The sequence below is a fragment of the Cellulomonas sp. URHB0016 genome (genome assembly GCF_054057935.1).
Genome location: NZ_JBSRZU010000001.1, coordinates 2,109,205 through 2,122,135, shown reverse-complemented (window position 1 = coordinate 2,122,135; position 12,931 = coordinate 2,109,205). Strand labels below are relative to the sequence as shown.

13 protein-coding genes and 1 riboswitch are annotated in these 12,931 nt (G+C 71.0%); of the genes, 12 read left to right on the top strand and 1 reads right to left on the bottom strand.

Features of this window, described 5'->3' with window-relative positions:
- Nucleotides 1-54: 54 nt before the first annotated feature.
- The 10 genes from ACVW07_RS09785 to ACVW07_RS09740 all read left to right on the top strand — a co-directional run bounded on the left by ACVW07_RS09785 (nt 55) and on the right by ACVW07_RS09740 (nt 9,206).
- Nucleotides 55-1,368, top strand: coding sequence for an ABC transporter substrate-binding protein (locus tag ACVW07_RS09785; protein ID WP_456819058.1), 1,314 nt, complete (start codon nt 55-57; stop codon nt 1,366-1,368).
- Nucleotides 1,369-1,373: 5 nt separating this feature from the next.
- Entirely contained in the window at nt 1,374-2,405 is a 1,032-nt protein-coding gene (locus tag ACVW07_RS09780; RefSeq protein WP_456819057.1) for a carbohydrate ABC transporter permease, read from the top strand.
- Nucleotides 2,402-3,304 carry a carbohydrate ABC transporter permease gene (locus ACVW07_RS09775; protein WP_456819056.1) on the top strand — a complete coding sequence of 301 codons (903 nt, stop codon included), beginning with the start codon at nt 2,402-2,404 and terminating at the stop codon, nt 3,302-3,304. Before ACVW07_RS09780 ends, ACVW07_RS09775 begins: the two co-directional genes overlap by 4 nt.
- 88 nt (nt 3,305-3,392) lie before the next feature.
- Nucleotides 3,393-5,681, top strand: a complete 2,289-nt coding sequence (locus ACVW07_RS09770; protein WP_456819055.1) for a beta-xylosidase/alpha-l-arabinosidase — start codon at nt 3,393-3,395, stop codon at nt 5,679-5,681.
- Between the two features lie 197 nt (nt 5,682-5,878).
- A complete protein-coding gene (locus tag ACVW07_RS09765) occupies nt 5,879-6,466 on the top strand; it encodes a 1-acyl-sn-glycerol-3-phosphate acyltransferase (protein WP_456819054.1) in 588 nt (195 codons plus the stop codon).
- Nucleotides 6,467-6,551: 85 nt separating this feature from the next.
- Complete coding sequence (locus tag ACVW07_RS09760) at nt 6,552-7,184, top strand: TetR/AcrR family transcriptional regulator (protein ID WP_456819053.1); 633 nt, start codon at nt 6,552-6,554, stop codon at nt 7,182-7,184.
- A 125-nt stretch (nt 7,185-7,309) separates the two neighbouring features.
- The gene (locus tag ACVW07_RS09755; RefSeq protein WP_456819052.1) at nt 7,310-7,480 is read left to right on the top strand and encodes a CsbD family protein; all 171 of its coding nucleotides are present in this window, start codon (nt 7,310-7,312) and stop codon (nt 7,478-7,480) included.
- A gap of 146 nt (nt 7,481-7,626) precedes the next feature.
- Complete coding sequence (locus tag ACVW07_RS09750; protein ID WP_456819051.1) at nt 7,627-8,145, top strand: GyrI-like domain-containing protein; 519 nt, start codon at nt 7,627-7,629, stop codon at nt 8,143-8,145.
- A 227-nt stretch (nt 8,146-8,372) separates the two neighbouring features.
- Nucleotides 8,373-8,447: riboswitch (cyclic di-GMP riboswitch) on the top strand.
- A 16-nt stretch (nt 8,448-8,463) separates the two neighbouring features.
- The gene (locus ACVW07_RS09745) at nt 8,464-8,610 is read left to right on the top strand and encodes a hypothetical protein (protein ID WP_456819050.1); all 147 of its coding nucleotides are present in this window, start codon (nt 8,464-8,466) and stop codon (nt 8,608-8,610) included.
- A gap of 218 nt (nt 8,611-8,828) precedes the next feature.
- On the top strand, nt 8,829-9,206 hold the full coding sequence (locus ACVW07_RS09740) for an SHOCT domain-containing protein (RefSeq protein ID WP_456819049.1): 378 nt from the start codon (nt 8,829-8,831) through the stop codon (nt 9,204-9,206).
- Nucleotides 9,207-9,280: 74 nt separating this feature from the next.
- On the opposite strand, the gene ACVW07_RS09735 is transcribed toward ACVW07_RS09740, so the two are convergent.
- Nucleotides 9,281-11,956 carry a flippase-like domain-containing protein gene (locus tag ACVW07_RS09735; protein ID WP_456819048.1) on the bottom strand — a complete coding sequence of 892 codons (2,676 nt, stop codon included), beginning with the start codon at nt 11,954-11,956 and terminating at the stop codon, nt 9,281-9,283.
- Nucleotides 11,957-11,985: 29 nt separating this feature from the next.
- Here ACVW07_RS09735 and ACVW07_RS09730 point away from each other — a divergent pair, with 29 nt between their 5' ends.
- Both ACVW07_RS09730 and ACVW07_RS09725 read left to right on the top strand, forming a co-directional pair.
- Entirely contained in the window at nt 11,986-12,117 is a 132-nt protein-coding gene (locus ACVW07_RS09730; protein ID WP_456819047.1) for a hypothetical protein, read from the top strand.
- A 10-nt stretch (nt 12,118-12,127) separates the two neighbouring features.
- Nucleotides 12,128-12,784, top strand: a complete 657-nt coding sequence (locus ACVW07_RS09725) for a DUF6318 family protein (protein WP_456819046.1) — start codon at nt 12,128-12,130, stop codon at nt 12,782-12,784.
- Nucleotides 12,785-12,931 lie beyond the last annotated feature (147 nt).

Below are 12,931 nucleotides of genomic sequence, written 5' to 3'. Positions count from 1 at the left end.
GGGCTGCAAACCTTGCGGCGTCCATCCCTCTCAGTGACGACGAGGAGTTCGAAGATGAAGAGGACACCTGTCCTTGGCGCCCTGGCGCTGGGTATGAGCCTCGCCCTGCTCGGTGCATGCAGCACCGGTGGCGGCGACAACAGCAACGACGACTCGACCGGTGGCGGCGAGACGACCATCTCCTGGTGGCACAACAGCAACACCGGTGATGGCAAGACGTACTACGACCAGGTCGCGAAGGACTTCGAGGCCGAGAACCCCGGCGTGCACATCGAGGTCTCCGCGATGCAGCACGAGGACATGGTCACGAAGCTCGAGGCCGCGTTCCAGTCCGGCGACACGCCGGACATCTACATGGAGCGTGGTGGCGGCGAGCTGAAGGACCACGTCGCCGCGGGCATCACGAAGGACATCTCCGAGTCTGCGAAGGAGACCATCGACAAGATCGGCGGTTCCGTCGCCGGCTGGCAGGTGGACGGCAAGACGTACGGCCTCCCGTTCTCGGTCGGCGTCGTCGGCTTCTGGTACAACAAGGCGCTCTGGACGCAGGCCGGCATCACCGAGCCTCCCGTCACGTGGGACGACTACGCCGCCGACATCGAGAAGCTGAAGGCGACCGGAGCGACGGCCGGCTTCGAGCCGATCTCCGTCGGCGCCGGTGACAAGTGGCCGGCCGCGCACTACTGGTACTACACCGCTGTGCGCGCCTGCGCCCAGTCGGTCCTCCAGGACGCGGTCAAGACGCTCGACTTCTCGGACCCGTGCTTCGTCAAGGCTGGCGAGAACCTCCAGAAGATCCTCGACGCCACGCCGTTCAACTCCGGCTTCCTCTCCACCCCGGCCCAGACCGGTGCCACCTCCGCCTCGGGCCTCCTGGCCACGGGCAAGGTCGCGACCGAGCTCCAGGGTCACTGGGAGCCCGGCGTGATGCAGGGCCTCACCGAGGACGGCAAGGGCCTCGGCGAGAACACGGGCTGGTTCCCGTTCCCGACGTTCGCCGGCGACAAGGGTGAGCCCACCGCTGCCCTTGGTGGCGGCGACGCGTGGGCCGTGTCGAACGACGCGCCCGACGCTGCTGTCGACTTCGTGAACTACCTGCTCTCCGACAAGGTCCAGAAGGGCTTCGCGGAGCTCGACATGGGTCTGCCGACCAACCCGTCGGCGTCGCAGTACGTGAAGGACCCGGCGCTCGCCGAGCTGCTCAAGGTTCGTGACGCCGCGCCGTACGTCCAGCTCTACTTCGACACGGCGTTCGGTGCCTCCGTCGGTGGCGCGATGAACGACGCGATTGCCCTGGCCTTCGCCGGCCAGGCTTCCCCGCAGGACATCGTCGACGCCACTCAGGCGGCGGCTGACTCGGAGAAGTGATCGACGTGGCAGACGAAGCGAACGCCCGCGTGGGCGCCCCCGCCTCGCCTGCGACGTCCACCCTGGTCGAGGTCGCCGGTCGCGCTCACGCGCGGCCGGCGGCCCCGGCCTCGGGCGGACGCCGTGGGATGGGCCCGGCCGTCCGCAAGCGCCTGGAGATTCTGTTCTTCACGGCGCCCGCCTTGCTGTTGTTCCTGTTCTTCGTGGTCTGGCCCATCGTCAAGGCGGTCCAGTTCTCCGTCTACCGGTGGAAGGGCTACGGCCCGCTCATCGACTTCGTCGGGCTCAAGAACTACGTCAGCGTCCTGCAGAACGACGTCTTCATCGACGCGTTCAAGCACAACATCATCATCGCTGTCGCCTCGGTCCTCATCCAGCTCCCGCTGGGTCTCGCGATCGCGCTGCTGCTGAACCGCAAGATGAAGGGTCAGAACCAGCTTCGGACCCTCATCTTCGTGCCGTACGTGCTGGCCGAGGTCATCGCGAGCGTCATCTGGTTCCAGCTGCTCCAGCCGAAGTACGGCGTCGTGGACACGATCCTCGGCACGTTCGGGCTGCACGGTCCTGCGCAGGGATTCCTCGGTGACACGAAGTGGGCCCTGCCCACCGTGATCGTGGTCCTGACCTGGAAGTACATCGGTCTCGCGATCATCCTCTTCCTCGCCGGCCTCCAGACCGTGCCCGAGGAGCTCTACGAAGCCGCGCAGATCGACGGCGCGAGCTGGTGGCAGGTGCAGCGCCGGATCACGATCCCGCTGCTCGGCCCCACGATCCGCACCTGGGCCTTCCTGTCGATGATCGGCTCGCTGCAGCTGTTCGACATGGTCTGGATCCTCACCGGCGGTGGACCGGCCAACGCCACGAACACCATGGCGACGTTCCTCATCACCGAGGGCACGAAGCGGTCCAACTACGGCATCGCCTCCGCGGCGTCCGTGATTCTCTTCATCGTCTCGCTCGTCGCGGCGCTGCTGTACCAGCGCTTCATCCTCAGCCGGGACGTGCTGTCCGATGCCCGTGGAAGGAAGAGGCGATGAGCGCCGGAACTGTGACGCCGTCGAACCCGCAGCCCGTCGCGATGACCGCGAAGGAAGCGGGCTTCACCAAGAAGAAGACCTCCCTCGAGGGTGGCAACCCGCTCGTCTGGGCGATCGCCCTCGTGGTCATCGGCCTGACGCTCGGTCCGGTCATCTACGGCGTGCTCAGCGGCTTCCGTACCAACGGACAGCTCGCCGAGGACCCGGCGGCGTTCCCCGACCCGTGGGTGCTGAAAAACTACTTCGGCGTGCTGACCAACCCGAACTTCTGGCGGTACGCGGGCAACTCCGCGGCCATCGCCATCATCACCACGACCCTCGTGGTGGTGTTCGGGATCATGGCGGCCTACCCGCTCGCCCGGTACAAGTTCAAGGGGCGCGAGCAGATCTTCCTCATCTTCGTGATGGGCCTGCTCTTCCCGGCGACCGTCGCGATCATCCCGCTGTTCATCCTCATCACCAAGGAGCTCCACCTGGGGAACACCTGGTGGGGGGTGGCGCTCCCGCAGGCGGCGTTCGCTCTGCCGGTGACGGTCGTGATCCTGCGCCCGTTCCTGCAGGCGCTGCCGAACGAGCTGGAGGAGGCCGCGCTGCTCGACGGCGCCTCCCGCATCGGGTTCTTCTGGCGGATCCTGCTGCCGCTGTCGAAGCCCGGCATGGTCACCGTCGGCGTGCTGGCGTTCGTCGGCTCGTGGAACGCATACCTGCTCCCGCTGCTCCTGCTGCAGGACAAGATGAAGACGCTCCCCCTCGGGGTCGCGGACTTCTCCTCGGAGCACTCGTCCGACATCGCGGGAGTCTTCGCGTTCACCTCCCTGGCCATGATCCCGGCACTGATCTTCTTCCTCGCCATGCAGAAGCAGATCGTCAACGGGCTTCAGGGAGCCGTCAAGGGCTGACCCGGGACTGGCCCCTCCGTGCCGCGCGCGGCCGCTGTGTCGCGCGCGCACGTGTCCCATCAGTACGCCGTGCTTAAGGAGTCGATCCGTGACGGATCTCCAGCTTTCCCCTGACCAGGTATCGGACCGGCCCCGGTTGCTCCTCGAGCGGATGACGCTCCTGGAGAAGCTGGCCCAGCTCGTCGGGTTCTGGGAGAAGGGCGACGGTGAGACCGTCGCTCCCCTGCAGGGCGAGTTCACCGTCGAGCAGGGGCTGGACGACGCCACCGAGCACGGACTGGGCCACCTGACCCGGGTGTACGGCACGCGTCCGGTGGACGTGGTCGAGCGGGCGCGCACGCTGTGGGACCAGCAGCGCTCGCTCGTCAGGGACACCCGGCTGGGCATCCCGGCGCTCGTGCACGAGGAGTGCCTCACGGGGCTCTCGGCGTGGCGGGCGGCGACGTTCCCGACGCCGCTGGCCTGGGGTGCGTCGTTCGACCCCGAGCTCGTCACCGAGATGGGCGCCGCCATCGGCGGGTCCATGCGCCAGCTCGGTATCCACCAGGGCCTGGCCCCGGTGCTGGACGTCATCCGCGACCCGCGCTGGGGCCGGGTCGACGAGTGCATCGCCGAGGACCCGTACGTCGTGGGCACCCTCGGCACGTCGTACGTCCGCGGGCTGCAGTCGGCCGGCGTGCACGCCACGCTCAAGCACTTCGTCGGCTACTCCGCGTCGCAGTCGGGCCGCAACTTCGCGCCGGTCCACGCCGGACCCCGCGAGGTCGAGGACGTCCTGCTGGTCCCGTTCGAGATGGCTCTGCTCGACGGCGGCGCGAAGTCCGTCATGTCGTCGTACAACGAGATAGACGGCGTGCCCGTCGCGGCCGACCCGCGGATCCTCACGGGCATCCTGCGGGAGCGCTGGGGCTTCGAGGGCCCGGTCGTCGCCGACTACTTCGGTGTCGCGTTCCTGCAGATCCTGCACGGCGTGGCGGCCGACCTCGGTGAGGCGGCCGGCCTGGCCCTCGCGGCCGGTGTGGACATCGAGCTCCCGACGGGCGACGCGTTCCTGCGGCCGCTCGCCGAGGCGGTCCGCGCCGGCAAGGTCGACGAGGCGCTCGTCGACCGGGCCGTGCTCCGTGCCCTGACCCAGAAGCAGGAGCTGGGCCTGCTCGACGCGACGTTCGACGACGAGCCGCCGAGCGAGATCGACCTGGACAGCCCGCAGCACCGCCGCATCGCGGCGCGGCTCGCCGAGGAGTCCGTGGTCCTCCTGTCCAACGACGGCACCCTGCCGCTGGCCACCGGCCCGGCGACGGTGGCTGTGATCGGCCCGAACGCCGACCGTGAGGCGGCCCTGTTCGGCTGCTACTCCTTCGTCAACCACGTCCTCGCTCACCACCCCGGGGTGGAGAGCGGCATCGACGTCCCGACCGTGCGACAGGCCCTCGCGGCCGAGCTGCCCGCCGCCGAGCTGGTGTTCGCGCAGGGCTGTGCGGTGGACGACGACGACCGCAGCGGTTTCGACGAGGCCGTCCGTGCCGCCGCGGCGGCCGAGGTGGCCGTGCTCGTGGTCGGCGACCACGCGGGCCTGTTCGGCCGCGGCACCGTCGGCGAGGGCTGCGACCGCGACGACCTGGAGCTCCCGGGCGTGCAGCGGGAGCTCGTCGAGGCGGTGCTCGCCACCGGTACCCCCGTGGTCCTCGTGCTGCTCACCGGTCGACCCTACGCGGTGGACTGGGCGCTCGACCGGTGCGCCGCCGTCCTGCAGACGTTCTTCCCGGGCGAGGAGGGCGGCAACGCCGTCGCCGGCGTGCTCAGCGGGCGGGTCAACCCGTCGGGTCACCTGCCGGTCAGCATGCCCCGCTCGGCCGGTGCCCAGCCGTTCTCCTACCTGCACCCGCAGCTCGGGGGCGACGGCGACGTCACGAACCTGCGCAGCACGCCCGCCCTCCCGTTCGGGCACGGGCTGTCGTACACCACGTTCACGCACACCGACCTGACCGCAGCGGCGGAGGTGCAGTCGTCCGGGGAGCTCCGTGCCCGGGTGACGGTGACCAACACGGGTACGCGTGCCGGCGACGACGTCGTCCAGCTCTACGGGCGGGACGTCGTCGGGTCCGTCACCCGTCCGGTGGCCCAGCTCCTGGCGTACCACCGCCTCCACCTGGAGCCGGGCGAGAGCGTCGTCGTGGAGCTCACGGTCCCCACGGCGCGGCTGGCCTTCGCCGACCGCGACCTCACCCGCATCGTCGAGCCGGGGAGCCACGAGCTCTGGGTCGGGCCGTCGTGCTCGGTCCGCGAGACCGAGACCGCCGTGACCGTCGTCGGCGGGGTCCACCGGGTGACCACCGCTGACGGGCGCTGGTCCCGGGCGGAGGTCCTGCCCGTCTGACGCGGTGCCGCCCGGCAGCTTCCCGGGCGGCCGCGTCGAGCATGCGCAGGGACGCCTCCGACCGGCCGCGTCGGGCACCCTGACGCACTCCTTCGACCGGCCGCTCGTCGAGACGCCCGTCCCATGCCTCGGGCGGGTCAGCGCGTGCGAGCGGCCGAGCGGCCCGCGACGGGCTACGGTCTGGCCGTGATCGACCGATGAGCCTGCGCCGCACCGTCGCCCGCGCGTACTGGCGGGTCAGCCGCTGGACCCTGGTCACCGAGCGGGTCCCGAAGGACGGCTCGGGCGTCCTCGTCGGCGCCCCGCACACGTCGAACTGGGACTTCGTGCTGATGCTCGCGATCGGCGCCGAGGGAGACCTGTCGTTCCGCTGGCTCGGCAAGCACACCCTGTTCCGGGGCGTCGCCGGTCCGCTCATGCGGGCGCTCGGCGGCATCCCGGTGGACCGCCGGGACCCGGCCGGCCTGGTGGACGAGGTCGTCGCGCGCATCAGGGCGGGGGAGCGGTTCTACCTCGTCGTGACCCCCGAGGGGACGAGGTCCGGTGACGGTTGGAAGTCGGGCTTCTACCGCATCGCGCGGGCCTGCGACCTGCCCGTCACGCTGGGCTACGTGGACCGGACGACGAGGACGACGGGCCTCGGCCCGACCGTCCGGCTCACCGGTGACGTGCCCGCCGACATGGACGTGATCAGGGCGTTCTACGCCGACAAGGCCGGTGTGGTGCCGTCCCGGCGCACGGAGCCGCGGCTGCGCGAGGAGCGCCCGGCCGAGGGGACGGGCTGAGCGCGGGCCGGACGGTGCGCAGCCGTGCGCGTGGCGCCCGGACCGCGATCGGAACAAAGCATTCCGGTCCCATACGGTGTCACCCATGACGACGCCTCTGAGCGGCCGCCGCGCCCAGGCGGCCCGGAACGACGACCGGATCCTCGAGGCCGCCCGCGCGGTCTTCATGCGCACGCCCGAGGCGCCGGTCGCCGCCGTCGCGAAGGAGGCCGGCGTGGGTGTCGGTGCGCTGTACCGCCGGTACGCGAGCAAGGAGGCGTTGCTCGCCACCCTGTGCGCCGACGGCCTGCGCCGGTTCGTCCAGGCGGCCGACGAGGCGGAGCAGCTCGACGACCCGGCCGCGCAGCTCGACGCGTTCGTCCGGGGCGTCGTGGCGCAGGACGTGCACTCCCTGACCGTGCACCTCGCCGGCACGTTCACCCCGACACCGGAGCTCGTCGCGCTGTCCAGAGAGGCGACCAGGCGAGGCGACGCACTGTTCCGGCGGGCCCAGGACGCCGGGGCCGTGCGTGCGGACCTCGAGACGACCGACCTCGCCATGGTCTTCGAGCAGGTCACCGCGGTCCGGCTCGACGATGCCGACCGCACGGCCGTCCTGCGCGACCGGTACCTCACCCTGCTCCTCGACGCGCTGCGCCCGCAGGCCGCCACCGGGCGTCTGCCCGGCCCCGCCCCGACGGGCGCGGAGCTCGGTGCCCGGTGGGCCCCTCGCCGGTGAGCAGCCGCCGTCCGCCGGCCGGCTCCGGCACTTCCGGATGCGGTCTGCGTGGGGCCGACATAACGTCGTCGCGAAGTCATCGCGGGTCCGACAAGGCGGCCCGCACTGGTCGGAAGGTGCGACACATGGGTCTCGACGACAAGGTCTCGAACGCCGCTGAAGAGGCGAAGGGCAAGGTCAAGGAGGGCGCCGGCAAGGCGACCGGGGACGAGCGCCTCGAGGCAGAGGGCAAGGGCGACCAGGCCGCGGCGAACATCAAGCAGGCCGGCGAGGACGTCAAGGACGCGTTCAAGTAGCCCTGGCTGCCCCCCACGATCGACGACGGCCCCCGCGCACGGTGCGGGGGCCGTCGTCGTCCCCTGGTGCCGGGGCGACGGGTCGCCGTAGCGTTCGACCGGGCCGCTGCCAGGGCAGACGGCGAGCAACGTCGACAGGAGACGTCATGGACCGGGCCGTGTCCGTACCCGCGCTGGTCACGCGGCCGCAGGTGTCGTACGTCGGCATCCGTCGCCCGGTGACGATGACGACGTTCCACCTGGTGGCCGACCGCTTCCCGGACGTGTTCGCATGGCTGGACGCCCACTCGCTCGCGCCGGCCGGGCCGCCGTTCTTCCGCTACCACGTGATCGACATGGAGCGGGAGATGCTGGTGGAGGCCGGAGTGCCCGTCGACGAGCCGATCGCGGCCGTCGACGGCGACGTGACCCCGGGCGTCCTGCCCGCCGGGACGTACGCGGTGACCACGCACGTGGGGCACCCGGAGGAGCTCGTCCAGGTCACGGCGGACCTCCTGGACTACGGCGACGTGCACGGCTGGGTGTGGGACCGCCAGGACACCTCCGACGGGGACGCCTGGGGCGCCCGGCTGGAGCTCCTGCTCACCGACCCCCGTGTCGAGCCCGACATGTCGCGGTGGGAGACCCAGCTGGCGTTCCATCTCTCCACGCCGCCCGCCGGCTGACCGATCTGTTGGACGGCCGTCCGGGTGACGGCCGTCCGGGGGACGAGTTGCGGAACTTCTTCCGACACCTCCGGTCGGCATCAGGCCGAGCAGCAGGTTCGGTCATCAGCCGCATACCCGCAGAACACCGGCCATGTCCACTCCAGCGGGTGAAAGTGGACAGATGTCCGAGTTTGTGCGGTTGAACCGCTTCCGCGCGGTCTCATCTTGCTCTAATGTCGGGTCTGTCAGCGAAACGGCAAACCCTCTGCGAGGAGGGGACGCAAAGCCACGGGACCCCCAGGGTCAGCCGGGCTACCGAATAGACAGGAAGGTCTCATGGACCAGCGCGGCTACTCAGTCGACCCCACGTCGAACACCCCCTTCATCCTGCCGACGGCTCGCCTGCAGGCCTGGGCCCAGCTCGCGGCGCACCGTAGCGTCTCGGACCTGGTCCCCGCGCAGCGCGAGCACCTCGCCGCCTGACGAAGGCAGCACCACCCCGCAGCACCGCAGATCGCCGGTTCCCCGACACGGGGGGCCGGCGATCCGCATGTCGGCGCTCGGCGGCCCTGCCCCTGCAGATCGGCGCGATGCCGTGTGGTCGCCGTGCCCGGCTCCTCCGCTGCGTCCCGGCGGTTGTCGGTTAGCTTCCGAACACCGGGCTCGCCACTCGGGGCGGCTCGCAACCGAGAGAAGGTCGCATGGACAGCTTCTGGAGCTGGTTCTGGCTGCTGATCTGGTGGTTCGTCTTCCTTGCCTATCTCGTGATCCTGTTCCAGATCCTCACCGACCTGTTCCGCGACCACGCCCTCAGCGGCTGGTGGAAGGCGGTCTGGGTCGTCCTCCTCGTCGTCCTCCCGTTCGTCACCGCGCTGGTGTACATGATCGCCCGCGGCACCGGGATGGCAGATCGTCAGCTGGCGACCGTCCAGCGGGCCAAGGCCGACACGGACACCTACATCCGCTCGGCGGCCGGCATCACGCCCGCGCAGCACATCGGTGAGGCCAAGGCGCTGCTGGACGCCGGTGTGATCGACAAGACCGAGTTCGACCAGCTCAAGGCGAAAGCCCTCACCTGACACCTGCGGGATCCTCCGGGTCGGCGGCGTCCGAGGACACGTCGACCCGGGGTGTCGCGCCCGCGAGGAGCGGGCTACAGGTCCCCGCGCTTCTGCAGGTACCGCATGGCCGCCCACCCGAACGGGATGCGCAGCCAGTACGTGAGCGACCGGAACAGGAGCACCACGGAGAACGCGACGCCGGTGTTGATCCCGGTGAAGCTGGACAGCGTCGTGCCCAGCGTGAACTCGATCGCGCCCATCCCGCCGGGGGTGGGGACCATCGCCCCGGCCGTGTTCCCGGTCAGGTACACGAGCGCCACCTGTACGAGGCTCGCACTCTGGCCCAGGGCGTGCATGGCGGCCTCGAACGCGAAGATGTACCCCAGCGTCATCGACAGGTTGCCGCCGAAGGCGAGCGCGAGTCGCCACGGCTGACCGAGCACCTCGATGAGTCGCGGCCACATCTGCCGGAGCGTCGGCATCGTCTTGGCCAGCACCCACTGCCGCACCTTCGGGATGAGCAGCGACAGGGCGACGAGCGCCGCGACGATGCCGATGACGAGCAGCACCACCGGGTCGACGGGCAGCTCCGACTCCGAGGTGCCCGACAGCAGCGACAGCACGAGCAGCAGCCCGAGCGTCACGACGAACTGGCTGACCTGCACGAGGGCCACCGTCGCGGCCGAGAGGCTGGTGCTGACCCCCCGCCGCTGGAGCATCCGCAGGTTGAGCGCCGCCGGCCCGATGCCGGCCGGGGCGGCCAGCGCCACGAACGTCGCCGCCGCCTGCACGAGCGTCGCCCGCCAGAGCGACAGCTTGACGGGCGAGAACGCGACGAACGCGACCGCGGCGCCGACGAACGTCGACAGGCCGAGCAGGAAGCACAGCGCCGACCAGCGCCAGTCACCCTGCGCGAGCGCGGCCTCGATCTGCTCGACGTTGATGGTGGTGAGGATGACGAAGATCGCGACGACCGTGAGCGCGATCGTCACCACCGTGCGCGCACCGAACCGCGCCAGCTGCTGCGGCTCGACGTCCGCCTCGGGCAGGCGGGCGACCAGTTCGGAGCGGAGCTCGGCGAGCACCGGCTTGTGCGCGCGCATCTCGTCACGGGTCTCGCGGGGCAGCGTCATGGTCTGCAGCAGCGGACCGATCGCCGCGATGTCCGCGTCCGGCAGCACGGCGACCGCGGACTCCAGCGCGCGGGTCGCGCCGACGCGCAGCGCCAGGAGCGCGACGAGCTGGGTGACGTCGAGCCGACGGGCGAGGTCCGAGGACGCGACGTCGCCCTGCTCCCACCCGGTGAGCCACACGACCGGCTGCCCGACGAGGACGTCGACGAGGACCACGTCGCTCGTGAGCGCGCGGTGGGCGATCCCGGCGTCGTGCGCGAGCTGCAGCTGCGCCCAGATCTCCCGGAGCACCCGGTCGGTCAGGTGCTCCGGCGGGGTGTCGGCGAGCGGGACGGCACTGCCCGGCCGCTCCTGCACCAGCAGCATCGACTCGTCGGCCTCGGCGATGCTGAGCAGCTTCGGCGTCCGCACCCCCGCCGCCCGGGCCGCGTACGACAGGAGCGCCGCCCGTTCCGTGGCCTGCCGCAACGGCATCACCGACCGGCCTTCGAGCCCGCGCATCCGGATCGAGCGCCACAGCCGCGTCAAGGAGCCGACGACCTGCCGGTCACGGTCGATGACGACGACGTCGAGCCCGTCGCCCGCGGAGGTCGTCATCTGGTAGATGCGGTGGCTCGTCGAGCGGGTGAGCGCCCGCGCCTCGGGCTCGCCGTCCAGCTCCGGCGGCCGGGCCCCTGCCCGGACCATGCGCTCCGCCTCGGCGGTCGTCGTGTCGTCGGGCACCCTCGTGAGGCGGACCGGGTCGAAGCCCGCGCGTCGTACCCCCGCGACGAGGCTCGCACCGTACGCACGCTCGGACTGCACGCCCGACAGGTACCGGACGGCCTGACCGGCGAGCCGGCCGGCGAGCAGCGCGATGATCAGCCCGGGCAGGGACACGCGTGCGGTGATGAGCAGGACGCCGACGACGATCCACACCAGGTTCCACGACCACATGACGGTCCGGCGCCGGTCCCGCGGGCCGACGGCGGTGAGGAGGCCCGCCAGCATCGCCAGGTAGCCCGGGACCGTCAGCACCCACTCGCCGCTGCGCCGGATCGACAGGCCGTGCACCAGGTCGGTCGACCCGAGCTGCTGCACCAGCACGTACAGCAGCCAGTTCACGACGAGCGCCGCGGTCGCCGCCGCGAGCCCCTCGAGCACCTGCCGGCCGAGCCGCCGGAACGCGAGCTCGCCGAACACGAGCAGCGGGACCGCGAGGGTCACCAGGCCCTCGAGCACCTGGACCGGGATGAACAGGATGCGCTGGAGCAGCGTCGCGAAACCCTGCACGTCCTGCGCGACACCGGCGGTCGTGTGCTGCGCGTACGTCGCGAGGACCGTGACCAGCACGATGCCGACCGCCGAGACCACCATGGCGATGAGGTCGCTCGGGTGGTGGACGCGGACCGCCGGGATGTCGTCGATCCGTACGTCGTCCGTGACTGCGGGCGCTGCTCCGGTCGGCGACGCGCCGGGCGGGCTGCCGGCTGCGTGCGGACCGGCGTCGGGAAGGGCGTCTGCCGGGACGGCGGCCTCGGGCTCTGCGGGCTGGGGCTCCGCCGCCTGGGGCTCCGCGGCCTGGGCCTCTGCGGCCTCGGGCTCCGCGGCCTCGGGGTCCGAGGCCGCGCGACGGGCAGGCGTCGGCGCGGACATACCGGCGAGTCTAGGCAACGAGCCCGCAGGTGCCCGCGACCTCCGGTGCCGACCCGCTGGTGGCTGCGGCACAGGTCGTCGACGCGTCGGTGGGCCGCTCCGAGTCGTCCGTCATCCACAGGTTGGGTCGGGCCTCGTTCGGGGATGCCCGGTTCCAGTAGGTTCGCGGCCATGCCCAGCCGCCATGCACCTGTTCGACGCGTCGTCGCGATCCTCCTGTCGGGGGTGGCGTGCGCGGCTCTCGCGGGATGCACCGGCGAGGAGCCAGGGTTGCGGCCGGCGCCTTCGACGGCGGCGCCGTGGCTGACGGAGAGCGCGACGCCGACGCCGACGCCGACGTTCAGGACCCCGGCTCCGACGCCCGGGGTGCTGGCTGCGCTTCCCGACGGGGTCAAGCCGGAGCGGCCGGCTGCGCTGGACCAGGCGCCGACCCCCGAGGGTGCGATCTCGGTCCTCGAGTTCTACCTGCAGCTATTTCCTTATGCCCAGAACACCGGTGACGCCCAGGACCTTCGAGCGTTGAGTCACCCGGAGTGCGTCTTCTGCGCGAGCGTGATCGACGGGGTCGACCGCCTCACGGCAAGGAACGAGCACGCGGTAGGTGGCGGCCTCACGCTCACCGACGCCACGAGCACGGAAGTCGATCCAGGGCGGTGGTTCAGCGTCCATCTGCGGATGGCGGAAGGACCGTCGCAGGAGCTCAGTCAGTCCGGGACCCTCATCAAGGACTACCCCGGAACGCTGATGTACGACGTCGAGGCTGCTGTGGTCCACGACGGGTCCGCGTGGTCCGTGCGTGAGCTCTCGCACAAGACGGTCGATTCGTGAGGTTGCGGCGAGGAGTCGCCCGGACCGCCTGTGTCGCCGGGATCGTCGTGTCGGTACTGCTCGGGGGAACTGCCGCTCGAGCGGAACGCATCGACGGCACCGCCAGCGGCGACACCGTCAACTTGACGGCGTTCACTGCTCGGCAGG

Excerpts from the sequence above, each read along its gene's own strand:
- ACVW07_RS09785 (WP_456819058.1), top strand. The coding sequence starts at position 55 with ATGAAGAGGACACCTGTCCTTGGCGCCCTGGCGCTGGGTATGAGCCTC.
- ACVW07_RS09775 (WP_456819056.1), top strand. The coding sequence starts at position 2,402 with ATGAGCGCCGGAACTGTGACGCCGTCGAACCCGCAGCCCGTCGCGATG.
- ACVW07_RS09765 (WP_456819054.1), top strand. The coding sequence starts at position 5,879 with ATGAGCCTGCGCCGCACCGTCGCCCGCGCGTACTGGCGGGTCAGCCGC.
- ACVW07_RS09760 (WP_456819053.1), top strand. The coding sequence starts at position 6,552 with ATGACGACGCCTCTGAGCGGCCGCCGCGCCCAGGCGGCCCGGAACGAC.
- ACVW07_RS09755 (WP_456819052.1), top strand. The coding sequence starts at position 7,310 with ATGGGTCTCGACGACAAGGTCTCGAACGCCGCTGAAGAGGCGAAGGGC.
- ACVW07_RS09750 (WP_456819051.1), top strand. The coding sequence starts at position 7,627 with ATGGACCGGGCCGTGTCCGTACCCGCGCTGGTCACGCGGCCGCAGGTG.
- ACVW07_RS09745 (WP_456819050.1), top strand. The coding sequence starts at position 8,464 with ATGGACCAGCGCGGCTACTCAGTCGACCCCACGTCGAACACCCCCTTC.
- ACVW07_RS09740 (WP_456819049.1), top strand. The coding sequence starts at position 8,829 with ATGGACAGCTTCTGGAGCTGGTTCTGGCTGCTGATCTGGTGGTTCGTC.
- ACVW07_RS09735 (WP_456819048.1), bottom strand. The coding sequence starts at position 11,956 with ATGTCCGCGCCGACGCCTGCCCGTCGCGCGGCCTCGGACCCCGAGGCC.
- ACVW07_RS09725 (WP_456819046.1), top strand. The coding sequence starts at position 12,128 with ATGCCCAGCCGCCATGCACCTGTTCGACGCGTCGTCGCGATCCTCCTG.